This is a genomic window from Acidisoma sibiricum (assembly GCF_057837225.1).
On record NZ_CM174445.1, the window covers coordinates 3,045,386 to 3,069,026 of the forward strand.

General features: G+C 61.0%; 13 protein-coding genes, 1 tRNA gene and 1 pseudogene. 7 read left to right on the top strand and 8 right to left on the bottom strand.

Annotated features, from left to right (window positions below; translation table 11 throughout):
• Positions 1–8 precede the first annotated feature (8 nt).
• From AC3G7M_RS14555 to AC3G7M_RS14580, 6 genes are all read left to right on the top strand, one after another.
• On the top strand, positions 9–1,226 hold the full coding sequence (locus tag AC3G7M_RS14555) for an efflux RND transporter periplasmic adaptor subunit (RefSeq protein WP_489212842.1): 1,218 nt from the start codon (positions 9–11) through the stop codon (positions 1,224–1,226).
• Positions 1,223–4,459 carry an efflux RND transporter permease subunit gene (locus AC3G7M_RS14560; RefSeq protein ID WP_489212843.1) on the top strand — a complete coding sequence of 1,079 codons (3,237 nt, stop codon included), beginning with the start codon at positions 1,223–1,225 and terminating at the stop codon, positions 4,457–4,459. Before AC3G7M_RS14555 ends, AC3G7M_RS14560 begins: the two co-directional genes overlap by 4 nt.
• Positions 4,460–4,465: 6 nt before the next feature.
• Positions 4,466–7,579 (top strand): efflux RND transporter permease subunit, encoded by a 3,114-nt coding sequence (locus tag AC3G7M_RS14565; protein WP_489212844.1) that lies wholly within the window; start codon positions 4,466–4,468, stop codon positions 7,577–7,579.
• A 220-nt stretch (positions 7,580–7,799) separates the two neighbouring features.
• Entirely contained in the window at positions 7,800–8,705 is a 906-nt protein-coding gene (locus AC3G7M_RS14570; RefSeq protein ID WP_489212846.1) for an IclR family transcriptional regulator, read from the top strand.
• Between the two features lie 69 nt (positions 8,706–8,774).
• A tRNA-Ser gene (locus AC3G7M_RS14575) sits at positions 8,775–8,864 on the top strand.
• 180 nt (positions 8,865–9,044) lie between these two features.
• A complete protein-coding gene (locus AC3G7M_RS14580) occupies positions 9,045–9,242 on the top strand; it encodes a hypothetical protein (RefSeq protein ID WP_489212847.1) in 198 nt (65 codons plus the stop codon).
• A gap of 195 nt (positions 9,243–9,437) precedes the next feature.
• Here AC3G7M_RS14580 and AC3G7M_RS14585 read toward each other — a convergent pair.
• The 5 genes and pseudogenes from AC3G7M_RS14585 to AC3G7M_RS14605 form a co-directional block, all read right to left on the bottom strand.
• A pseudogene (locus AC3G7M_RS14585) lies at positions 9,438–10,469 on the bottom strand (recombinase family protein); the annotation flags it as partial.
• Positions 10,466–10,765, bottom strand: a complete 300-nt coding sequence (locus AC3G7M_RS14590) for a helix-turn-helix domain-containing protein (RefSeq protein WP_489212848.1) — start codon at positions 10,763–10,765, stop codon at positions 10,466–10,468. The pseudogene AC3G7M_RS14585 and the gene AC3G7M_RS14590, both read right to left, overlap by 4 nt.
• Complete coding sequence (locus tag AC3G7M_RS14595) at positions 10,762–11,118, bottom strand: type II toxin-antitoxin system RelE/ParE family toxin (RefSeq protein WP_489212849.1); 357 nt, start codon at positions 11,116–11,118, stop codon at positions 10,762–10,764. The genes AC3G7M_RS14590 and AC3G7M_RS14595 overlap by 4 nt, the downstream gene beginning before the upstream one ends.
• Positions 11,119–11,186: 68 nt before the next feature.
• Positions 11,187–11,426, bottom strand: a complete 240-nt coding sequence (locus AC3G7M_RS14600; protein ID WP_489212850.1) for a hypothetical protein — start codon at positions 11,424–11,426, stop codon at positions 11,187–11,189.
• A 119-nt stretch (positions 11,427–11,545) separates the two neighbouring features.
• Positions 11,546–13,594, bottom strand: coding sequence for a DUF3363 domain-containing protein (locus AC3G7M_RS14605; protein WP_489212852.1), 2,049 nt, complete (start codon positions 13,592–13,594; stop codon positions 11,546–11,548).
• A gap of 244 nt (positions 13,595–13,838) precedes the next feature.
• Between AC3G7M_RS14605 and AC3G7M_RS14610 the strand changes: the two genes are divergently transcribed.
• The gene (locus tag AC3G7M_RS14610) at positions 13,839–14,663 is read left to right on the top strand and encodes a hypothetical protein (RefSeq protein ID WP_489212853.1); all 825 of its coding nucleotides are present in this window, start codon (positions 13,839–13,841) and stop codon (positions 14,661–14,663) included.
• A gap of 42 nt (positions 14,664–14,705) precedes the next feature.
• On the opposite strand, the gene AC3G7M_RS14615 is transcribed toward AC3G7M_RS14610, so the two are convergent.
• The 3 genes from AC3G7M_RS14615 to AC3G7M_RS14625 are packed head-to-tail and all read right to left on the bottom strand — an operon-like array spanning position 14,706 to position 23,630.
• Entirely contained in the window at positions 14,706–16,241 is a 1,536-nt protein-coding gene (locus AC3G7M_RS14615) for an AAA family ATPase (protein WP_489212855.1), read from the bottom strand.
• Positions 16,241–20,314: an Eco57I restriction-modification methylase domain-containing protein gene (locus AC3G7M_RS14620; protein ID WP_489212856.1), complete on the bottom strand. Its 4,074-nt coding sequence runs from the start codon at positions 20,312–20,314 to the stop codon at positions 16,241–16,243. The genes AC3G7M_RS14615 and AC3G7M_RS14620 overlap by 1 nt, the downstream gene beginning before the upstream one ends.
• Positions 20,307–23,630 (bottom strand): helicase-related protein, encoded by a 3,324-nt coding sequence (locus AC3G7M_RS14625; protein WP_489212858.1) that lies wholly within the window; start codon positions 23,628–23,630, stop codon positions 20,307–20,309. Before AC3G7M_RS14625 ends, AC3G7M_RS14620 begins: the two co-directional genes overlap by 8 nt.
• Between the last annotated feature and the right edge of the window lie 11 nt (positions 23,631–23,641).

Consider the following 23,641-nt stretch of genomic DNA (forward strand, 5'->3'; position numbering starts at 1 on the left):
GCCTGACCATGATGGACCGTAAGCCCGGCCAGCGCCTGAGCGCCGCCCTTCTGCTCGCTCTGCTCGGTGGCACCGCGCTGACCTTCGCCAGTGCGGACGCGCAGACCCAGCGCAGAGGCAAAGCCATGCCGAACGATGTCACGCCAGTCACCGCCGTCGCGGTCACCAAACAGGATGTCCCTGTCGTGCTCACAGGCATCGGCACCGTGCAGGCATCGAATACGGTCACCATCAGCCCGATGGTCACGGGACCGATCGTCTCGATCAATTTCACCGAGGGTCAGACGGTCAAGAAAGGCGATGTGCTGGCAGTGATCGACCCGCGCACCTATCAGGCGACGCTGGACCAGGATCGCGGCAAGCTGGCGCAGGATCAGGCGACGCTGGCCGGCGCCGAGCGCGACCTCGCCCGTTACGCCAAACTCTCCGGCGCCTCCTATATTTCGCAGCAGACCGCGGATGACGAACGGGCGACGGTTGATGAGACCCGCGCCCTGATCATCCAGGACAAGGCCTCGATCGAGTCAGCCGAAACCAATCTCAGCTATTGCACCATCACCGCGCCGGTCGATGGCCGGCTGGGCGTGCGCAATGTCGATCTCGGCAATATCGTATCGGCCGGCAGCAGCACGGGCATCGTGACGCTGACGACGATCCAGCCGATTGGCGTCATCTTCACCCTGCCGCAGCAGAATCTGCCGACCGTCATCGACGCCGCAAAGGCCGGCTCACTGCCCGTATCCGTGGTGCCGGAAGGCAATGCATCGGGCCCGGAAGAGACCGCAACCCTCAATGTCATCGACAATCAGGTCGATAGCTCGACAGGCACGGTGAAGTTCAAGGCCTATTTCCCGAATGCCGACGAACATCTCTGGCCGGGCGGCTTCGTCACCGCGCATCTGACGGTGCAGGTACTAAAGGACGCGCTGACCGTGCCCCCGGCGGCGGTGCAGAGCGGGCCGACCCAGAGCTTCGTCTACGTGCTGCAGCCCAACAACACCGTGAAACAGGTCAACGTCACGGTCGGACAGCAGAATGAGAAGGCGGCCGTGATCCAAAGCGGTCTCGCCGCCGGGGACCAGGTCGTTCTGCAAGGCGCGTCCCGCCTCAGCGACGGGGCGAAGATCAAGGTGGTACAACCGAAGACGGCCACCGATCAGCAGGCCCAGCAGCAGTCGGGCAATCAAGGGCCGAAGGGCGCGGACAAGGCGGCGACCGCGCAGTGAGCGTCTCGTCTCCCTTCATCGCGCGGCCGATCGCGACCGCACTCCTGGCAGTCGCCGTGCTGCTCGCGGGTGTGCTTGGCTATATGCAGCTACCCGTCTCCTCCCTGCCCGAGGTCGAGTTTCCGACCATTCAGGTGACAACGCAGCTGCCCGGCGCCAGCCCCGATACCATAGCCAATCTGATCACCGCGCCGCTGGAGCGTCAGTTCGGCGAAATCCAGGGCGTGGTCGGCATGACATCGACCAGCAGCCAGGGTCTCAGCCAGATCGTCATGCAGTTCGCGCTGTCGCGGAATATCGATGACGCGGCGCAGGATGTGCAGGCCGCGATCAATGCCTCCGGCGGCACGCTGCCGACCTCGCTGCCCTATCCGCCGGTCTATGCCAAGGTCAATCCGGCGGATACGCCGATCGTCACCCTGGCGCTGACTTCCAAAAACGTGCCGCTCTACACCATGGCGGATGACGCCGTGACCCTGCTGCAGCCCAAGCTGAGCGAGGTCAGCGGCGTCGGCCAGGTGACGGTTCTGGGCGGATTGCGCCAGGCCTTCCGCATTCAGGCCGACCCGGCGCGGCTCGCCGCCTATAGCCTGTCCCTTGAAGACATCCGCACGGCCGTGACGGATGCCAACCAGAACGGCTCCAAAGGCGGTTTCGACGGTCCCGCCCAGGCCGTCACGGTCGGCGCGAATGACCAGTTGGAGACGGCAAAGGATTATTCCGATGTCGTCGTCGCCTGGCGCAACAGCGCGCCGGTGCGGCTGCGGGACGTTGCGACCGTCGTGACGGCGATGGAAAACAACCAGACGGATGTCCGCTATAACGGCCAGCCGGCTGTGGTTCTGTCGATCCAGCGGCAGCCGGGCGCCAATATCGTGGCGACCGCCGATGTCGTGAAGTCCATGCTGCCGGAGCTGGAGCAGACTTTGCCCGGCGGGGTGAAGGTCACGCTCGTCAGCGACCGCACGACCACGATCCGCGCCTCCGTCCGCGACGTGCAGATCACCCTGCTGATCAGTGTCCTGCTGGTCGTGCTGGTGATTTACCTCTTCCTGGGCTCGGTGCGGGCGACGATCATTCCGGGCCTCGCTCTGCCGCTCTCACTCATCGGCACCTTCGGCATCATGTATTTCCTGGGCTACGGCCTGGACAATCTGTCGCTGATGGCTCTCACCATCGCGACCGGCTTCGTGGTCGATGATGCCATCGTCATGATCGAGAACGTGGTGCGGCTGATCGAGGACGGATATTCGCCGATGGAAGCCGCCTATCGCGGCGCCCGTCAGATCGGCTTCACCATTATCTCGCTGACCATTTCGCTGATTGCCGTCTTCATTCCGCTGCTTTTCATGACAGGCGTCGTCGGCAAGCTGTTCCATGAATTCGCCGTCACGCTCTCGGTCGCGGTCATCGTCTCGGCGGTTATCTCGCTGACGCTGACACCCATGATGTGCGGTCGCCTGCTGCGTCCCACGTCTGAAGAAAAACCCGCCTGGCCGGCCCGCATGGCCGATGCCGGCTTCGCCCGTCTGCTCGCCTTGTATCGCGTCACGCTGCTCTGGGTTCTGGGCCGTCAGACGCTGGTGCTGCTCGTCGCCCTCGCCACGCTGGTCGGCACCATCCTGCTGTATATCGCCATCCCGAAAGGCTTTCTGCCGACGCAGGATACCGGTTCGGTTATCGCCATCACCGAAGCCTCGCAGACGGTATCCGTCCCCGCCATGGTTTCGCTTCAGAACGAGGCCGCGAAGGCGTTCCGCTCGGTCGAGGGGGTTGCCAATGTCGTCTCCAACGTCGGCACCGGCGCCAGTAATTCCACACCCAATTCCGGGCAGGTCACGATATCGCTCAAGCCGATCGGAAGCCGTCCGGGTGTCGCCGTCATCATCGACAAATTGCGTGATGCAGTCGCGGATATTCCCGGGCTGCAGGTCTATTTCGTGCCGGTGCAGGACATCAATCTCGGCACCAGCGTCAATCGCACGGCCTATCAGTATCTGCTGACCGACACGGATGCGAACGAGCTTGCGGATTTCGTGCCGAAATTGGTGGCCAAGCTCGGGACCCTGCCTGAAATCGCGCACGTGAACAGCGATCTGCAAAATGACGGCGCCGGCATTTCCATCAATGTGGACCGCGTCCAGGCCGCCCGCCTCGGCGTGCCGATGCAGACCGTGGAAGACATCCTGGACGATGCTTTCGGTCAGCGGCAGATCTCCACCATTTTCGGGCAGACCAACCAGTATCGCGTGATCCTGGAAGTGGCGCCGGCTTTTGCGAGTAACCCTGATCTGCTCGACATGCTGTATTTTCCGGGCAATGTGCAAAGCGGCAGCAGCAGCACGAACGCCAATACCAATAGTTCCAATACAACCAGCACATCGAGCACGGCGATCTCCTCCGGCAGCTCGAATACCCAGACCTCCACGACCAGCGCATCGACCGGCACCAGCACCAGCACGTCGTCCCAGGTGCCGCTCGCGGCTTTCGCGAACGTGACGCGCACGACGACGCCGCTTGCCATCATGCATGACGAGCAGTTCCCCGCCACGACCATCGGCTTCGATCTTGCGCCCGGCACGTCGCTGGGCCAGGCCGTGCAGGCGATCGGCCGCGCAGAGGCCGAACTCGGCGTGCCCTCCACCATCTCGGGCAGCTATCAGGGCGAGGCGGCCGAGTTCAACAGCTCGCTCGCTTCCGAACCCTGGCTGATCCTGGCCGCCGTCGTCGTCATCTACATCGTGCTCGGCGTGCTCTACGAAAGCACCATCCACCCGGTCACCATCATCTCCACCCTGCCCTCCGCCGGCATCGGCGCGCTGCTGGCGCTGATGGTCACGGGCAATGATCTGTCGATCGTCGCCCTCGTCGGTGTCGTGCTGCTCATGGGCATCGTGAAAAAGAATGCGATCATGATGATCGATTTCGCGATCGAAGCGCAGGGCAAGCAGCGCAAGACGCCAGGCGATGCCATTCTGGAAGCCTGCCTGTTGCGCTTCCGCCCGATCATGATGACGACCATGGCGGCCCTGCTCGGCGCGCTGCCGCTTATCCTGGAAGGCGGTGCCGGGGCTGAGCTGCGACGGCCCCTGGGCATCACCATCGTCGGCGGCCTCCTGCTCAGCCAGCTGCTCACGCTGTATACGACGCCGGTGATCTACCTCGCCTTCGAGGGTCTGCGTGCGCGCTTCGCGCCACGCGGCCGCCGCCGGCCAGCCAGCCAGCCGGGCTGACCCGCCGTGTCGCTCTCCACGCCCTTCATCCGGCGGCCCGTCGGCACGATGCTGCTCGCAATCGGCCTGCTCATCGCGGGGGCCGTCGCCTATCGCTTCCTGCCCGTCGCCTCGCTGCCCAATGTCGATCTGCCCGCCGTCGTCGTCTTCGCGAGCCGTCCGGGTGCCAGCCCCGAGACCATGGCGAATTCGATCGCGGCCCCGCTGGAACGGCATTTGGGCCAGATTCCGGGCATGAACGAACTGACCTCGATCAGTTCCACCGGCTCGACCAGCATCATCTGCATTTTCGATGTCGACCGGGACATCGACGCCGCAGCCGCCGATGTGCAGGCGGCGATCAACGCGTCTGAGGCCGATCTGCCGTCAGACCTGCCGAGCGCGCCTTACTACCGGAAGTTCAACCCGTCCGACACGCCGGTCATGACCATTGCGCTGACCTCGGACACGCTGTCCATCGCCCAGATCTACGATGCGGTGGACACCATCCTGGCGCAGCGTCTGGCCCAGGCGACGGGCGTTGCCGAAGTCTCGGAAAGCGGCGCCGACAAGCCCGCCGTGCGCGTGCAGCTCAACCCGACGACGGTCGCACTCGCCGGCCTGTCGGCCGAGACGATCAGCCAGACGATCGGCGACGCCAATGTGGTGCAGCCCACCGGCAGCATCCAGACGCCAACCAAGGCCTATACGCTGGTCGTCAATAGCCAGCTCAAGGACGCCACCGACTACGGCAATCTGGTGATGGCCAAAAGCACAGATGGCGTGCTGCATCTGCGTGACCTTGGCAATGTCATCAACAGCGTCGCGACCTTGCGGCTGGCGGCCTGGAACCGGCAGCAGCCTGCCATTCTGCTCGACATCACGAAACAGCCCGGCGCCAACGTCATCGACACGGTCGATGGCGTGAAGGCGATGCTGCCCGGCCTCATGAGACTGATGCCGAGCGGCATCCACACCACCATCCTGACCGACCGCACGACGACGATCCGCGCCAGCGTCGAAGATGTTCAGTTTACCTTGCTGGGCACCGTGATGCTGGTGCTCGCCGTCGTCATCATCTTCCTGCAACGGACCGTGCTGACCATCGCGGCCGGCATCACCATTCCCCTGTCGATCGCAGGCACGCTGGCCGGCATGTGGCTGGAAGGCTTCACGATCGACAATTTCTCGCTGCTGGCGATTACCATCTCCGTCGGTTTCGTGGTCGACGATGCCATCGTGATGATCGAGAACATCCATTCCCATGTGGAACGCGGCATGCCGCCCATGCGCGCGGCCTTGCGCGGCGCCGGGCAGATTGGCTTCACCGTCTTCTCCATCACCCTGTCGCTGATCGCGGTTTTTTCGCCGATGGTGCTGTTGCCCGGCATCATGGGCCGGCTGTTCCACGAATTCGCCATGACACTGGTCATGGCAGTCAGCATCTCAGCCGTGGTCTCGCTGACAGTCACGCCGATGATTTGCGGCTGGTTCATGGGCAGACGCCGCCCGACCGAGGATGAGCGGGCACACCGCCGCTGGGGACGGCGGGCGGGCGAGGCTTTCGATCGCGGCTTCAACCGCATCGTCACCAGCTACGGCCGCAGCCTGAACTGGGTGCTGCGGCATCGCATTCTCATGAATCTGGTGACGCTGAGCACCATCGTCTTCACGGTCTGGCTGTATATCATCGTGCCCAAGGGTTTCCTGCCCAACGAGGATACGGGCCTGCTGATGGGCCAGACCATTGCCGCGCCCTCGACCTCCTTCCAGGCGATGGAGACGCTCCAGCGCAGTGTCGTGGGCGTCATTCTGAAAGACCCGGCCGTTGCCGAAGTCGGCTCGCGCATCGGCGTATCGTCGGGCTTCTCCTCCCTCAATCGGGGCAATCTCTATATTTCGCTTAAGCCGATGAACCAGCGGCACGTGACGTCGGATCAGGTGATCGCCCGCCTGCGCACGAAGCTTGCCCGTATCCCCGGCATCCAGAGCTTTCTGATGCCGCAGCAGGATCTGCGCACCGGCGGAAGGCAAAGTGCGAGCGATTACGACTTCGTCCTGTCCGGCAGCAACCTCAGCGAATTGCAGACCTGGGCCTTGAAGCTTGAGGACAAGCTCAAGACCATTCCGCAACTCACCGATATTTCCAGTGATCAGGATAAGGCCAGCCCCGAGGTCGACGTGATCGTTGACCGGGCGAAAGCCTCGCGCCTGAATGTGCCGATGAGCGAAATCGATGATGCGCTGAACAACGGCTTCTCCCAGCGTGAGATTTCCACCATTTACGAGCAGCGCAATCAGTACAAGGTGGTGCTGGAGACGCTGCCGGGATTGCAGACCGATCCGTCTCAGCTCGACCGGGTCTTTGTCGCGAGCAATTCCGGCACCCAGGTGCCGCTATCGGCCTTGTCGCATCTCGAACGGTCGACCGCGCCGCTGACCGTGCGGCATCAGGGCCAGTTCCCGGAAGCAACCGTCAGCTTCAGCCTGAAGCCGGGCAATGCCATCAGCGGGGGTGCGGCCATCGTGCAGCAGGCAGCCGCCGATATCTTCATGCCGGCCGACATCCATACGAGCTTCGCCGGCAATGCGCAGCTGTTCAAGCAATCGGCGAGTTCGGGACCGCTTCTGCTGCTGGCGGCCTTGCTGGCGATCTATATCGTGCTCGGCGTGCTGTATGAGAGTTTGACCCAGCCGATCACCATTCTCTCCACCTTGCCCTCGGCGGGCGTCGGCGCGCTGCTGGCTCTGCTCGCAACCGGCACGGCGCTGACCATCATCGCGCTGATCGGAATCTTTCTGCTGATGGGCATCGTCAAGAAGAACGCCATCATGCTGGTCGATTTCGCGCTCGAAGCGGAACGCACGCGTGGGCTGTCGCCGGTCGATGCGATCAAGGAAGCCTCGGTCGCGCGGTTTCGTCCCATCATCATGACCACGCTCGCGGCCATTCTGGGCGCGGTGCCGCTCGCCTTCTCCTTCGGCATTGGCTACGAATACCGTCGCCCCTTGGGCCTGTCGATCATCGGTGGCCTGCTCATCTCCCAGCTTCTGACACTGTATACGACGCCGGTGATTTATGTTGCGTTGCAGCGCAAATGGCATTGGCGGCTGTGGCGCCGCCGCACGGTCGAGGCATAATCTGCGGTGCCATGCCGTGCTGCACTGCAGCATTAAACCCCCAGTTCCTGACTAGGGTTTTCTCCGGCTGCAGAGCAGACATCTGGTTTCTTGCCCTCCTGTCACTCTCTGCCTATTTAATGGCATAGATAAACGTGGCGGCCCGGCGACCGGGCGGGCCAGACCAACGCGACCGTTCCGACCCCCTGGCTCGGGACCGAGAAGCGGAGAGGAGTGAGCCATGGACGCGACCGTCAATCCATTCTCAGACGAGACAGCAGCCTCGCCGCGTTCGCGGATGAGCGGGCTTTTGCGAGCGACGCAGGTGCTCGACCGTCTGGTGATCGAAGGTAAGTCGACCTCGGCTTACGATCTCGCCAAAGCAATCCGCGCGCCGGTGTCGACCATCTATGGCGTGGTCGATGCGCTGGTGACGGCGGGATTGCTGGAGCGTGACGCGGCTGGCGCGGTCTGGTTCGGCAGCCGCATGTATCACTATGGTCTCGCCTATGGCCGCAATGTCGATCTGCTGCGCGAGGCGCGCACGGAAATGCGGCGTCTGGCCGAGGATCTGGGTGAGACCGTCCAGCTTTGTGCCCGGCACGAGGGCTTTGTGGTGATTCAGGATATGGCTGAGGCCTCGCGCAATCTGCGCGTGTCCTCGCGCATCGGCGCCCGCGTGCCCATCAACTGGTCGGTTTCGGGCCGGTTTTTCCTCGCCCATCTGCCCCAGCACGAGCAGCTGGAGATTTTCCGCCAGAATGCCGTGCCGTCGGCCACCGGCCGCGCCCCGGTCGACCCCGGACAGTTCGTCGCCCTTTGTGACGAGGCCCGGCGCCTGGGCTATGCCAGCCAGCTCAGCGGCACCGACGAAGGCATCGCCTGCATCGCCGCGCCCATCACCAATGCCTCGGGCATCTGCGAGATGACGATCAGCATCATCATGCCGGAAATCCGGGTACGCGAATCGCTCGACACCTATGCGACTGCGGTGCGCGAAGCCGCCGCCCGCATCGAATCCCGCGTCGGCTGGCGGCCCTTCGGGCCGATCAGCTTCGCCAAAGCCCGCCTGCCAGGGGCCGAGCCGGCCCTGGTGCCGGAGCCGGTGACGGAGGCGGAATACAGCCAATACGAGGCGATGGCCTGAAAACGGGGTAGGTCTGCCCTGTAGCGGCTTGCGGAGGCCGTAAAAGCTTCCTATAAGCCGCTTCCCCGCGGAGAGGTGCCAGAGTGGCCGATCGGGGCGGTCTCGAAAACCGTTGTGCGTGCAAGCGTACCGTGGGTTCGAATCCCACCCTCTCCGCCAACTCGGAACAAAGCTGGGCACACCGCCAGCCGCCGATTTTACGCCGCCTGCGGCCGCCAGTGCGCGCAGCAGGTTACCCCGCGATCCCATGATCCTGACTTCGCCATCCGCTACCTCCACCCGCTGGGCCAGCGCGCGGAGGTGATCACGGCGGTATCTGCCGTCAGGTCCGCGTAGCCTTTGGCGCGCCGCGTCGGCAAACGTGCGAAGCTTGGCTGGGGTGATCTCTACCCCGACCGCATCCAGCGCGATGGTCGCGCGCTCGGCGTCCACCTGGGCCTGGGATTTGAGCGCCCGCAATTCGGCGATGCGCTCCTTCAGCGATTCGTCTTCGATGTCGGCCACGCCACTTTCGATGGCGTCATACAACCTTTTTAGCCGGGCTTCGGCCTCGGCGGCTTTCTTGCGGAGTTCGGTCGCGTGGGAGGCCCGCCGTTCGGCGCGCTCCTGACGGCGATCGAGGACAATACTCAAAACCTCTTCCAGCCTGGCGGGATCGAGCAGGCGCTCCTCCAGATGCTGGGCGACCAGATCGTCCAGCCGTTCCATCGGTATCGAGCGGCCTTTGCAGCCGGTATCGCCCTGCCGGGCTGCCATGGAACAGGTGTAATAACGATAGCGCCCGGATTTTCCGGTGCGGATGGTCATGGCGCCGCCGCAGTCCGCGCAAAAGCAGATCCCGGTGAGCATTGTTGGGCCGCCGACGACCTGGGGTGGCGCGACCTTGGGATTACGCGATTTGAGGTGCGCCTGAACGGCATCGAATGTTTCGCGGTCGATCAGCGGTGGGACGGGAACGGCAATGACCTGATCGGTTGGCTTCAGGGCCTTGGTTTTGCCGCGCTTGTTGAACTCGTGGCGGCCAACATAGGTCGGCCGAGTCAGTATCCGATGGACCGCGCCCACGCCCCAGCGCCCGCCAGAGCGGGTGTAGATTTTGCGCTCGTTGAGGTGCTTGACGATGGACTTGACGCCCATGCGGCCGGATACGCCGTCGCCCTCAAGGGCCAGCTTGAAAGCCAACCTCACCGTGTCGGCGTGGAGCGGATCGATTTCCAGCTTCTTCTTGACCTTGGCCCCGCGCTTCTCCGCATCCACGACCCGATAGCCGATCGGCGGCAGCGAGCCGTTCCAAAAGCCCTGCCGTGCATTCTCCTTCAAGGCTCGCAATGTATGTTTGGCGTTTTCCTTGGATTGGTATTCGTCGAAGAGCGCCATGATCTGCCGCATCATGATGTGCATCGGATCGTCGCCCAGCTCCTGCGTCATGGAGACGAGGCGCACGCCGTTTTTCGCCAGCTTCCGGACGTAAAATTCCAGCTCGAAATGGTCGCGGAAGAACCGGCTGAAGGAATGGACGATCACCACGTCGAAAGCTGTGGGCTTTGCGGTGCCCGCCTCCATCATCTTCTGGAACTCAGGCCGGCGGTCGTTGGTCGCGGAGGCGCCAGGCTCCACATAGGTTTCGACCAACTGGTAACCGCGCGAAGTGCAATAGGCTTCGCCCTGCTTGCGCTGATCCGGGATCGACACGTCATGCTCGGCCTGCCGCGCGGTCGAAACGCGAAGATAAAGGGCGGCGCGAAGGGGAACGGTGGCTGTCATGCCGCCCTCAGTGCTTTCTGAACCGCCTTGGGGTTGCGGTCGATGACGAGGAGATAGGCGCGTGTCGGCCCCTCAGGAACGCGGCGGCCCTGCTCCCAATGACGCAGGGTGTTGATGCTGAACCCGAAGCGTCCGGCGAATTCCTCCTGGGTCATATCTAGCTTGGAGCGGATGGCCTTCACGTCGATATCGTCGGGGATGTGGACACCGTAGCGGCTGGCGTCCGCCGTTCCCTCGGCGTAGGCCAGCGCCTCCTCAAGCCCTCGCCGGATGCTGTCGGCAACCTTGCTCGTCATCGTGATCTCCTCGCGTAACGCTCGACCAGCAGCGCGGTCAGGCGGCGAAAATCGTTTCGGTCGGCCTGGCTGATGTCGGCCCGTTCGTTTTTGGCGTAGGCGGTTAGGGCGAAGATCGGCATGGCGTCGCTGTGGTAGTAATAGACCACCCGGGCGCCACTCCGCTTGCCACGTCCTTCCAAGGCCCAGCGCAGCTTGCGCACGCCGCCGGTTCCGGGAACCAGGTCGCCGGCCGCTGGATTGCGGGCGAGATAATCAACCAGCAAGCCTCGCTCCTCCTTATCCATGATACGCCGCGCCGCGGCCAGGAACTCGGGCGTCTCGACGACGCTGACGGGAACTGGCCTGGCCATGGCAGTCACTACTCCAATGGACGATATAGTGCAAGGATTGCGGTAATCCAATGCATGAGGAACTGCGGCTAGGGCGGCCCGAACAATTCATCGAGGATGTCGCCAAACCACGTCTCGAACACGTCAACCTCGCGTTCGGTGACGGGCACGCGCTGCGGCCAGTCGTCGATGACGCGCCAGCCAATCAGATCGTGCTTCACCGGCCGACCCGGTCTGCGATCGGGCGCGAGCAAGTAATCGTAAAGGTCAGCCGGGATCGCAGCGTTGTCGAAACACAGCGCCCGGCGAGGTGCGCGCGGACGGCTCATCTGCAAAAGGTGGGTCGCACCGGAACGAGGGGGAATGACCGCCAACTTGTCGGCGCGGAATCGGCGGTCAAGGCGCGTAAATCGGACGTTTACCGCGCCGGACGCGAGCGGGGCGGTGGCTAGAGTCCAAGGCCCCGGCTACGCGCAAAGGTCCAGTCTATTCCGCCACCGGGCATCGCAATTCCGGTGATTTGGCGTCCAAGCCGTTGATCCAGGACGGGCTGCCAAGGGACGAGGCTGAAGCCGACACCGTCATCGATCATGGCGAACTTGCCGCTGCCTAGATTGGTCGATCCGACGAGCGTGCCACTGACATAGTTTCCGACCTCGGGAGGCTTGAAAGTCAGGCCGCGGGCCTTCGCCATCTCGGGACCGACGCGGGCGATTTCCTGCTGCTCCAGCCGCGACAGCAGGTCCTTGGGCGCGCGGACGCCGCCTTCGGGCGTTCGCGACGCCAGGCCCTGATAGACCAGGCTGTCCTTGCGCCGCTCCAACGCCTGGCTAACTTCGCTCCCGAACCCGGCTTGGGTCAGCGGCGTCCGATTGGGACTGACCAATTCCCGGTCAAGCCAGGTCGCGCCATCGCTGTTGATTTGCCGCTCAAGATCAAAAGTGGAGAGAACGCGGAGGTTCAACCTTCGACTCTGCGCAGTGTCATAGGCCATCGCCCGTGCCTCGTAGTCGGCGGGGATGGTCCAGCGGTCGCCGTCCAGCCGTTCGACTATGCCGCCGCGCCGTAGTGCCTCCAGCCGTCGAACGTGGCTTTCGATATAGCCGTCGAAATCGCCGCCGGGCACGCGGACATGACCGCCTACGGCCATGGCGCGATGCTCGCTGGGGCGATAGACGCCGGTATCCGCCGCCATGGCGGCAATGTTGCGGTCGGAGGCGCGCGGCCCCATTGGCGCGCGGCCGATCTCCACGATGGAGCCCATGGGCGCATCCGCCGCCACTGCCTTGTCACCCAGCACCACGTGGTGCGTGCGGCCATCCACGCCGTCCACGATCAGCGCCACCCGGTCGCCCAATTCGTCGGTCAGTCTCTTGCCGATCACGCGACCGACCACCGGCTGCGTCATCTCCTCGCCGTGGAGAACATAGCGGTCCATTCCACGCTCCAGACCCCGGTCGGTCAGCGCGCGGTTGATGGCCTTCACGATATCGCCGCGCTCGCCCAGCGCGCGCATCGTCGGCTCCAGCTTTTCGGAGATGGTCCAGACTCCCGGCATGGCTTCGGCGGCCAGCCCATACCGCTCAAGGGTCTGCAATCGGCCAAGCCGGAGCGTCCGGTCAAAATCGGCGCGGACCTGGCCCGCCTCGGGACGGAGATCGAGCACCTTCTCCGTCGCCTCTTCGATCATCGCCCGGTCGATGCGCGTGAACCGATCGGCGGTGATCTCGGCGCGGAGTTTCTCGCGCAGTTCCAGGTCGCTCTCCGGCCCCAGTTCCAGGGTCGCCCGCTCCTGGGCGCGCAGGCGCACGCCATCGGTGATGTAGTCCTGGGCGATGATCAGGTCGCGGCCGAGATCGTCCTTGCCACGGATGACGATATGGCTGTGCGGATGGCCGGTGTTGTAGTGGTCCACGGCCACCCAATCGAGTTTGGTGCCGAGGTCGGTCTCCATCTGGCGCATCACGTCGCGGGTGAAACCGCGCAGGTCGGAGAGGCGGTCGCCATCCTCCGGCGCTACGATGACGCGGAAGGAATGCCGATCACCCTCGCCGCGCTCGACGAACGCCTTGCCGTCTTCCTGGTCGCGCTCCGGCCCGTAGAGTTGACCGCGCTCGCCGTCGCGGGTCGTGCCGTCCCGCTGGATGTAGCGCACATGGGCGCCGGCAGCCCCGCTGCGGGCGCGATTGCGGACGATCCGCGCCTTTACCACCACCCGCCGCTGGCGCTGGGCTGGGGAACGCTCTGCCGCCTGCCGCTTCAATGAGTCGGCGACGGCCTGGCCCCGGCCGATCCGCGAGCATCTTCCCTTCCCGGTGGAACCGCCGCGCCGCTTGCCGCCGCTCAACTGGGTTTGGGTCAGCGGACCGCCATTGGCCCTAGCCGCCGCCTTCATTACCTGGGCAACGAAAGACTGCGACCGGCGCTCAATGGCGCGGCCCTGATCGCGGATGCGGCCCGTGCGGGGGCGAAAGTCAGAAGGGTCTTCCCGGCTCATGGGCGATAGGTCGAATGAGCGCCGTCACCGGGCAAGCCCGAACCGGCCGACGTCGTACAAACGGTTGCAAAAACAAAGGATTGGCATGGTCAGCGGCACCCGCCCCGCCAGCTGACGGTCGAAAACCAGTGTGCAGACAAAGGCTTACGGAGAAACGCGAGTTTCCTTTAATCTTGCCCTCACTCCCAAATCCGAAGAGTCTGCGCTAACCTACTCCAGACCACGATCCAGAAAATGGTAGCCGGTGGCAACGGACTCGAACGCCAAATTCGAATCACGCCCGGAAAACGGCCATCCAACGCAAGGAAAACAAGTGCGCGATCAGTATGCCGGCGATGTCAGCGACGTGCTGAAATTTGCTTTCCTGCGCGCATTGGCCGGTGCCGATCGGACGCTTGGCGTCGCCTGGTATTACGCGCCGGGTGACGATGGACGAGCAGACGGCCGGCATCTGGAATGGCGTGACGAGCCGGCATGGCGGCTGCTCGACGCGCAACTTTACGCCGGGCTTTCCGCGCTGCCAGAACGCAGTATTGCAGCGCTGGAGCGCGCGATGATCTGGCCGGATGGGGCGCTGTTTCACCGCGATCCAATGCCGCCACGGGTCGAGCGCGGCGCATGGGGAGCGCGCAAGCGAACAGCGCTCCACGGTGCGGATATTGTGTTTCTCGACCCAGACAATGGCATTGGCGCGGAAAGCGAAAAGAACGCAACCTTCTCCGAAATCCGCCTGCTTCGGAAGCCAGGCAGGCCGATCGTCTTCATCACCTTTCCCGGCAGAACCATGCCGCATGACGCACTACTTCGGCGCCTCCATGAACGGTTGGCTGTCGAATCTGATGCAGAAAACGTCATCACGCTGCGGACCGATGTTTCCGTTCCACGCGCCGCGGGGGAGTCGTCCTATGTGCAGCGCCAGCGCTGGTTTACCGTCGTTGACCCTGACCCGGAATTGACCGCCAGAGCGGAGAAGTTTGCAGACGCTCTTGCATCGGTCCCGCGAGTCAGCGCACGTCTCGACGATGCCGCAGAAATATTTGGCGCGGCGAAGCGCCGCCAATTAACATGAAGATGTTCAATAATTTTGCGGTGAACGACGGCACAGACTTAACTATGTGATTGTATTGTCGCTGCGCGCGGAATCCAAAGCGCGTATCGCTGCGACAGCTCCTTCCACTTCCTGTCGGGAGGGATTCGGCGCATTTGCGTGACTTTGAGGGTTCAAAACTGCTGCGCGATACATTCTCAGACTGCTTAAGATTGGGATGATTTTTTTCGTGCGGTTTTGCCCTGGCATCTCAGCCCAGGACGTGATGGCCGTGAGAAGGACCTCTGTGTCATTGTCTTTTGGGTTCATCGTGAAGGCTGTTTGAACGCGCCGTCTTTCGCAGAAGCGCTTCAACGCCCATTCGAACGCCCGCCGCGCTGACGTCGCAGCCGAAGCGATAGAATTCGCAGTAAGATGCGTGGCGCACTCTTCAAGCGCAGCTCGTACTATGTCGCCATTCGGCATCTTCACTGAAGGGGTGGCGCGGCCGCCATCGCCATCCGCGTATATCTCTGCCCAGGTCCATTGAGCTGATCCATCGTGGAATTGGCGGGCCATGTCGAACCAGACGCGATCATGCGTGAGGATAACGATTTGCCAGTCCTGGAAATGCTGATCGAGCAGGCGCAACACCGGTACGCGGTTGTCATGGTCAAGACCGATCAGGACGTCATCGAGCACAAGTAGCTTCAGACGATCGTCCGCTACAGGTACGCAGGCAAGGCGCCCGCCAAGATACATTGCCAGGGCAAAGGCAGACAGACGCGCTTCGTTTAGAAATGTTTGCGGCGTCAGGAGTTCTCTGCCATTGAATACGATCTCCGGGAATAGCTCGCGGCCTTTGACGATGCGGTCCCGCTTCCACCACGCATGTTGATATGTGATACCGCTAAAGGTAAACGGCCGCACCTCGACTGCATCCCCGAGCATGGTATGAACCAACTCGACGAGACGGGGGTGTAGGGCATCCAATGCCAATCGGAAGCCTTCGTTGAAGGCCACGCAGGCCCTCTGGATTTGCTCCAGAGCGCTGTTGTAATTCCATGGCTTTGCTCTCTCGATCTCCGTCCATAGTTCACTAATCGATTTGACCGAACCTTCTTCAGTTGGAACCGGAAAGTCCGCCAGAAGGGTGGTGATAGCGATGTCAAAAAGGTTGGGCCGTTTGGCACCATGAATATAGTTTGTGTCGAGCAGGGCCCGGTAATCTAGGCACGACTTGCGCAGTGCAGCTTCGGCTACGCGCGCGTCGGCGCCGGGCAGACGAGTTGGGTGACGGCTGGCAGACCAGGCGATCGGCTGACTACCGTCATTGAAACTCACCTCGACCTTAAAGTCGACATCTGGCCGGGCAGAAAATATATTCTTTACCGACGCGATATTCGGCGGTTTCATCGCAAAGAAGTGTCGCAATGCTTCGAAGATTGAAGACTTGCCGGCGCCATTCTCGCCGTAGATGAGCATATTCTTGCCTGCCAAATCGAACCTTACAGGATTCGGGAAGGCGCGGAAGTCGCAGAGCGAGAGTGTTGTGATGCGGAGTGGGCTTGGTCCGGCGACCGGACGACCCGGCGCCTGTCCCGCTGCGTCCTCGGCCATCACTTCTCCTCAATGATGCGGACGACATCGAGAGCTTGGAGGTCGAAAAGCATCGCATAGAGTGGATGTGATGCCCTAAACACGCGGCCAACGAACTCATTCGCCGTCTCCATCAATGCCGCGCCTTCGAGACCGGCGAGTCGACCGAGGCCTGACCTTTCAGCTTCGTCGAACAAGGCTGCGCCGCGCGCGTGCAAATCATCTTTGAAGAAAAGCTCGTAGACAAAACCATTTAAGAGCTGTTCGAGGCGGTTGTCAGGCCTCAGAAGTTGCGCGCTAACGATGCAGTCGATCAATCCGCGCTGATTCTCTGTCGCACGGTTTGGAATAGGCACCTGCTCCATATAGTCGCTGAATGAGCGTAGATAGCCACCGCGAATCCTGTTCGAGAGCTGGCCGTAGAACCACTCAACAAGATTACTGTTCAGAAATCCCGTCAGCCAACGCTGGTTCGTTGGAATGAAATAGCACGTGTTCGCTCCATAAGCGCCGCTCTGGTCCCAGGCGAAACTCTGATGCTCATAGATGTCTGGATATATAATTTTCTGTGTTTCGAGTTCCTCCCAATAAGCAATGTTATCTTGAATCTCGAACCACTTATACGGACCCGCCTTCCGACCTTCCCACTTTCCATTGCTTTCGTCGTTCCAGTTTGACGGCTTTGGTTCTAGCCGATCGCGGTATTCGGACAGGTGACGGAGCACCGCTGGATAGGCTTGAATGTCGATGCCACGCCGCGTAAAAATCAACCATAGGTCCCGCTGCTCCACGCGCCAGCGCTTGACGTCACGGCCACGTAGGAAGGGTTTGATGATCTCGGCGGAACTGGAGTGTTCCTCAATCAGCCGATCCTTGGTCGGCCCTTCGATCACGAAGGCGTCATTGAAGCCGGTTAGTATGCCACGATAGAACCGTCCCTCGACATATTGGCCGAGTGGCATTCCGGCTGCTCGGATACGCTCGAGCAGACCGCGCCTAGCCTGCGGCTCCAACTGCCAACCATCAGCGGTGAGCGCCTTCTGCGGCAAGTCGAAGCCGATTTTCTCCACTAGCACCGGGAAGTCAGGAATCTCTTCTCTCGTCAAGTCGGGAGGCCAGTTCATAACGCGAAGGCTGTCGCTATCCTTCGGTGACTGTATGGGTGCAGCACGCCGTGTGCCGATAATGATGGACGGATAGGAGATCGCATCGAACACCTCGGCATCGCCGAAATTGATGATGCGCCGGATCTCCATCTGCCGGTTCATCCAGGCGCGCAAGTTTGTGCCATACTTGGCGCGATACCACTTGTTCGACGTGATGAAGGCAAATGCCCCGCCGGAGTTGAGCAATTCCACCCCGCGCTGAATGAAATAGACAAACAGGTCCGCCGTGCCAGCATAGGCGCCAAGTGGGTTTCCGCTCTTGTCCTTGCCGCCGAAGTGCTTCTCCAGCAGCGGCTTCTGATCCCTGATCGCTTCCTGGCGCACATAGGGCGGGTTGCCGATCACCATATCAAAACCGGGCGATAGACCAAACATCCATTCGGGATCGAAGAAGGGGGCAGCCGCGTTCTGGTCGAACGGGTCCCACGCCGCCATTTTTCCGGCGTCGGCCTCCGGCAGGCCCCGATCGGATTTCAACAATCCCGCCAGTTCGTCGCGCAGACGCGCGATGTCGTCGCGCCGGGCGCGCTTGGTCCTGGCGGTGCGGGCGCTGAAATACCGCGCATTCATGCCCCGGAGCTCGGCCTCCTTTTCCGCGATCTTGGTGTTGCGGAACAGATCCGATTGGACGGGCCGTTCGATGGGAATAAGGCTGTTAGCGGCAACGAGCTTAGTTTCTAGGTTGGGCAATGCCGTGATGTTGGCGTTGTCCTGGCCGCGGTCGATCTTCTGGCTGACCACGAGCGAGATGAAGAAGCGCAGTTTGGCGATCTGTACGGCGATCGGCTGGATATCTACGCCGAAGAGGCACTTTTCGATGAGGTACAGCTTGCGCGCATAGTCCGGCTTGTTGGAATCGGAGAAATCACGGTCGAGTTTTGCCAGCGCCGCTTCGGCCTCTTCGATCCGTCTCTCCTTATCGGCCGGATTAACGGTTGCGTGAGCGGCGGCAAGGCTTTGCTCCAGCGGCGCACGGTTCTGTGCTTTCCAGCGTACGTTTTCCGGGTCGAGCCGATGCAGGACGTGAATGAGCTTCTGCAAGAGCCCCATCGGGAAGGCGCCGGAGCCGCAGGCCGGGTCCAGCGCCTTGAGGCTATCAATGGCGGCGATAAGCGCGTCCGTCTCGCCGCTGGAAAAGGGATTGCCCGTCTCCTTGAACGAAAGGAGGTTGCGCAGGCGCGCGTCCAGATCGATGGTCTCGTTCGCGGTCGCGCCGCCGTTGGATCGTGGCCTGCCCGTTAGGTCGAACTCACCGGGCATCGCCATGTCAAGCATCTGAGGCTTCAGCTTGCGGCGGTCAGGTTCGGCGGGCTTTAACGCCATGCGGCTGCCGAAATAGGCGATCAGCGCCTCATCGACCATGTAGTCGACGACCTCACGCGGCGTGTAGAAAGAGCCGGATTTCTTCCGGGCTGTCGTACGCGTATCGGCGTTGTAGCTGGCCAGCAGGTTCTCAAAGACTTTGCCGAGCAGTTCGGGGTCGAGTGCGACCTCTTCCTCGACGGGGGTGTTCTCCTCGACCGTGAATTTGTAGCGGGAAAATAGCTCGATCAAACCATCGGCTTCGTACGTCTTGCCTTTGGTATCGTATTCCGCGTTGAGATCGACCTTCTCTCCCCGCGCGAAGAATATCTTGTTGGGGACATGGAGAGGATTTCCAGGCCGCTCGGAGAAGCCATCGATTCGGATGACCTCGCGGCTGCCCTCTTTGACAAGGCGCCGCTTTAGATCAGGATTGCGCTCAAGGTCGAGTGCTGAAACCTCCCGGTCAAGGCACTCGAAGAGGCCGCCGTTGAGGAAGGGAACCTGTTTGAATAGCGCGAGCGCCGCGTCCGGGTCGCGAAAGGCGTCCCGGAAGCGGTAGACGGTGTGGATGAGATATTGGCCATCGAGACCGCTACCACTTGCTTTGGTTCGCCACTTGCGGTCTTCGGTCATCTCCGTGTTCAGGGTGGCGAAGAACAGGTTTTGCAGCACGGCCTTGTAAAAGGTGCTGCTCTCGCGCTGATTTGCGGGGTTCTCGTTCAGTAACCCGGCCAGTTGACTAGGTTCGAACAGGCCCTCGGGGACAAGACCCTTCTCCTTGATGAACCAGACGAAGATGAGTCGGGTCAGCAGGCGAATGACGGCAATCTGGTTCTGCTCGTCACTCTTCTTCTCGTCCGTCTCGATCGCTGCGGCAGGGAACGTCACCTCGTTGACCGACCAGAAAAACCAGTTCGCCAATTCGCGGTAGAAGCGCGTATTCAGCGCCTGCGCCGATAGGGCCTCGATCCAGCCGTCATAGAGGTCGCGAAAATTGGTTGGTGTGCCTCGACCTCGCACCTTCACCTCAGAGAGGGCGATGTCGCATAGAATATCGACATGCGCACGATGAGGTGCTGCAAGGTTGATGTCCTTGACGATCGATATCCGCTTCTCCACCACGTCCCGCGATCCATCCTTCTTGTTCGGACGACGATCGATCACGGCCAGAGACACGAATGCGCCGTGCCTGAAAAGAATAACGGCTGGCATCGGGAATAGCCGGTTGATCTCGCGCGTGATGCCGGCCAGCCCGCCACGGGTCCACTCGTCGCCGGCTAACTCGATTGCAAGGAAGACGAATGATTCGATGATGGAGGTCCGGTAGTCCTGCTGGCTGTGCAGGAGGTCGCGGTTGCCCTGTGCGAGGATCGGAATTTCGTCGTTGGTTAGCTGAAAAAGGAAATCGACGCGCTGCCACTTGTCGATTTGCGCCGCTGGCTTCGTGGGCAAGGTGCCTGCCGGGTCCAAAAACGCGAGAAAGGACGCCGAAGTCCCGTCAAGATCGACGGTCTTCCGGCTGACATAGCCAAGCGCTGCGAATAACCCCGTCGCGGCTGGCTTGACCGGCTTTGTGGCAAGCGCCTTGAGCGCGGATTGGACCTGAAGGCGGGGATCAGCCATCCACGCGCTCCGTTTCCGGCATGATGACGAGCCATGTTACCAGATCGAAGTCGCTCGCGGACTTGGGCAACTTACTGTCGTCGATCAGTTTGCCACCGCGACCCGTGAACAGATTGCCGAGGTTCTTCTTATCCGATTGGGAGGCAATGGCGCTGATAGCCGCCTCCAACAGGCCGCTAAAACGCGCCATATCCCTGCCGTCGTCGGTCTGCTCGTCGAAAATCTCGCAGAGCTTGGCATATGGCTCGGTCGCCCCTTGGCAGACGGCACGGAAAATTTCCAGCACCTGCTTCGGCGCGGTAAAATTGTACCGGATTTCGCCGGTCTCGCGCAGGTAGACTAGGAAGTACGGCTGTAGGGGGTTGACGGCCTCGCCACCTGGCGATGCCAGCCGCTGCTTGAGACAGAAAATCGTGCCGGGCTGGATCGTCGGATAATCGGCATGCGGTGGTACGACCGCATAGAGACCCAGCGGCGCGGCCTCCAGTCGTTCCCGATTTGCCTCGATGTAGCCCATCAGCTCGATGCGGAAGTCATCCAGCGTGAACTCATTCAACGCCACAGACTCGTTGAAATCCTCAAGATCGAGCACCTCGTCTTTCAGGCGCAGCAATTGTTTGTCGCGGTAGCGCAGGTCATCTTGAATAAGGTCTTCAATATCCTTCGTTAGAAGGATGTTGTCCTCAGCAGTCGCCGATATGTCCACCAGCGCCATACGCGCTTCGACGCGGTTTTTCAGGTTGATGTATTTATTCAGGTCGGGCGTCGGCCAGAAATTCACCAGTTGGATTTCCTGATTCAGGCTTCCGATACGATCAATTCGGCCGAAGCGCTGGATAATGCGAACAGGGTTCCAGTGGATGTCGTAGTTTATTAAGTAGTCGCAATCCTGAAGGTTCTGTCCCTCTGAAATACAGTCCGTGGCGATCATAATGTCGATCTCGCCATTCTGTGGCATCGACTTGATCTTTGCGCGCTGTTTGGCTCGCGGAGAGAAGTTCGTCAGAATCTGAGAGAACTCTGCCTTGCCAAATGTGGTCCGATTCGGCTTTGAGCCACCGGAGACAAGAGCGATGTGCAGGCCAAGCGTTTTCCTGGCCCAATCTTCCAAGGCCTCATACAGGTAGGCCGCAGTGTCGGCGAACGCACAAAACACGATCACCTTGCGATTTTCTTCACCGCGCATGTTGCGCTCAGGATGCCGGACCTTTTGCTCGATCAGCTTCTTAATTTCTGCGAGCTTGGCGTCGCGTGAAGGATCGACGGCTTTCGCAGCATCTGACAGCAGGGATAGCTGCTGCTTGTCGGTAGCTAGGTCTTTCAGCCACCGATTGACGTCGAGATGCGCCATTTGAAATTTGAGCTTGGTGCCTACCTGAAAGGCCTGCGTCAGGTCGTCGTCGTCCTCGTCCTCAGCCGCGAACATGTCCGGCTGCAGGTCTTCCGCTTCTGTTTGTGCATGAAGCTTGTAGGCACGCAAGCGGGCCTCAAGCTGCTCAATCTTCGTGACCGTGCGCTCCATCGTAATCGCGAAGGCGTGGACCGAGCTTTCGAGCCGCTTGAGGAAATTGACCTTGATCATGCCGATCAAGAACTTCTCACGGTTAGCTTGCGAGAAGTTGACGATCTTCCGCTCTTCATATTGAGCCGCGTATGCGGGCAGCACGTATCGCGACGGATTGAAGAGTGACAGTTCGTATTTGGATATCTCGTCATTTAGTCGATCATAGGACAGAAATCGTCCTTTCAGGTCGATTTCTGAGAATACGGAAAGTGGCTTCCTACGCTGTGGAAAATGGCCGATCTTCTCCAGAGATGCCCGATAGTATTTCTTGATGTGCTTGCGCGACCTGGCGATGGTGAGTTCGTCAAGTAGCGTGAAAAAGGCGGCTGGAAGACGATCCATTAGGTCGCGGGCGTCGCGTTCGCCGCTCCGGCGCGCCCACTCCATAAAGGTCTTTTGCGCTGTAGCGAGCGTGTCCTTAATGCTGTTGATCGCCAAGTCGGGGGCAAACGCTGAATCACGCCCCTCGGTCACAAAGTAGATTTGATTCCGAAGATCGCGCAGATCGTTGTTGACCGGCGTCGCCGACAGCAACAGTACCTTGGTTCTGACACCCTTCTTGATCACGTCGTCCATCAGTCGCTCGTAGCGGCTCTTTCGGACGATGTTGCCGTCTTCGTCGCGCTTCCCCTTGGTGTTATTTCTGAAATTGTGGGATTCATCGATTACCACCAGATCGAAGTTGCCCCAACTGATGGTCGCTAAATCGATCCCATCAACCTTCCCAGACTCCCGCGATAGGTCCGTGTGTGAGAGAACCGTGTAGCTAAAACGGTCTCGCAAGAAGGGATTGAGATCGCTGTTGTTCTGGGCCAAGAATACGGTCCAGTTGTCGCGCAATTTCTTTGGGCATAATACCAGGACCCGGTGATTGCGGAGTTCGAAGTACTTGATGACGGCGAGCGCTGAATAGGTCTTCCCGAGGCCAACACTATCGGCGAGAATGCACCCGTTGTGGGCATTGATCTTGTGGATTGCGCCCTTGGCGCCATCCTTCTGAAAGTCGAAGAGCGCCTTCCACACGTCCGTGTCGATGATCGCCGTCTGTTCGAACAGAGCCGCGTCAGCATCCTGCCCCGAAATGAAGCGCTCGAAAATATAATAAAGTGTTTTGAAATAGATAAACTCTGGTGCGTGATTGACGTAAAGCTGTTCGAGATAGCGAAGAACCTCGGCTTTTACATCCGAGACGAGACTTTGATCATTCCAGAGCGCATCGAACCAAGATTTCAGGTCGGCACGATCACGGTCGCTGTCCACTATCAGATTGAGCTCGATGTTTGGCGTACTTGATATACCGAGGCCGCGGCGCGTAAAATTCGAGCTCCCGACAATCGCGTGTTCCCGGCGCCCGTCGTCGATGTGATACATTTTCCCATGGACAAAATTTGCGTCGATAACCGAGCGTATATCGACCTTTTCCTTCAGCCATCGCGCGCAATCCAAGGCGACCTGACGCTGCTGCAAGCGGTTGACCAGTTCCAGCCCATCGTCCTCGATTGCGAAGCTCTTCCGCTCAGTTTTCTCCGGGTCCAAAGAGCCGATGAAGCGGGGCTCGCCAAACAGGAACCTAAGACTGTCGATGCCATCCAGGTTTTCCTTGAGAGCGTCGTAGGCATGGATCGTAAAATACGCTGATACGACCGAAAGCGCGCTCCCGTCCGATATTCGATGCTCGAGGAATTCCGCAACGCTGCCCCTCGAGTGGTTGTCTCGAATCCCATGCATGGCAGTTGGGTGAAATTGTGTCATGCTGATCTCGC

What these genes read in the sequence shown, in the direction of transcription:
- AC3G7M_RS14555 (WP_489212842.1), top strand. Translation starts at nt 9, where the DNA reads ATGATGGACCGTAAGCCCGGCCAGCGCCTGAGCGCCGCCCTTCTGCTC.
- AC3G7M_RS14570 (WP_489212846.1), top strand. Translation starts at nt 7,800, where the DNA reads ATGGACGCGACCGTCAATCCATTCTCAGACGAGACAGCAGCCTCGCCG.
- AC3G7M_RS14590 (WP_489212848.1), bottom strand. Translation starts at nt 10,765, where the DNA reads ATGACGAGCAAGGTTGCCGACAGCATCCGGCGAGGGCTTGAGGAGGCG.
- AC3G7M_RS14595 (WP_489212849.1), bottom strand. Translation starts at nt 11,118, where the DNA reads ATGGCCAGGCCAGTTCCCGTCAGCGTCGTCGAGACGCCCGAGTTCCTG.
- AC3G7M_RS14600 (WP_489212850.1), bottom strand. Translation starts at nt 11,426, where the DNA reads ATGAGCCGTCCGCGCGCACCTCGCCGGGCGCTGTGTTTCGACAACGCT.
- AC3G7M_RS14605 (WP_489212852.1), bottom strand. Translation starts at nt 13,594, where the DNA reads ATGAGCCGGGAAGACCCTTCTGACTTTCGCCCCCGCACGGGCCGCATC.
- AC3G7M_RS14615 (WP_489212855.1), bottom strand. Translation starts at nt 16,241, where the DNA reads ATGGCCGAGGACGCAGCGGGACAGGCGCCGGGTCGTCCGGTCGCCGGA.
- AC3G7M_RS14620 (WP_489212856.1), bottom strand. Translation starts at nt 20,314, where the DNA reads ATGGCTGATCCCCGCCTTCAGGTCCAATCCGCGCTCAAGGCGCTTGCC.
- AC3G7M_RS14625 (WP_489212858.1), bottom strand. Translation starts at nt 23,630, where the DNA reads ATGACACAATTTCACCCAACTGCCATGCATGGGATTCGAGACAACCAC.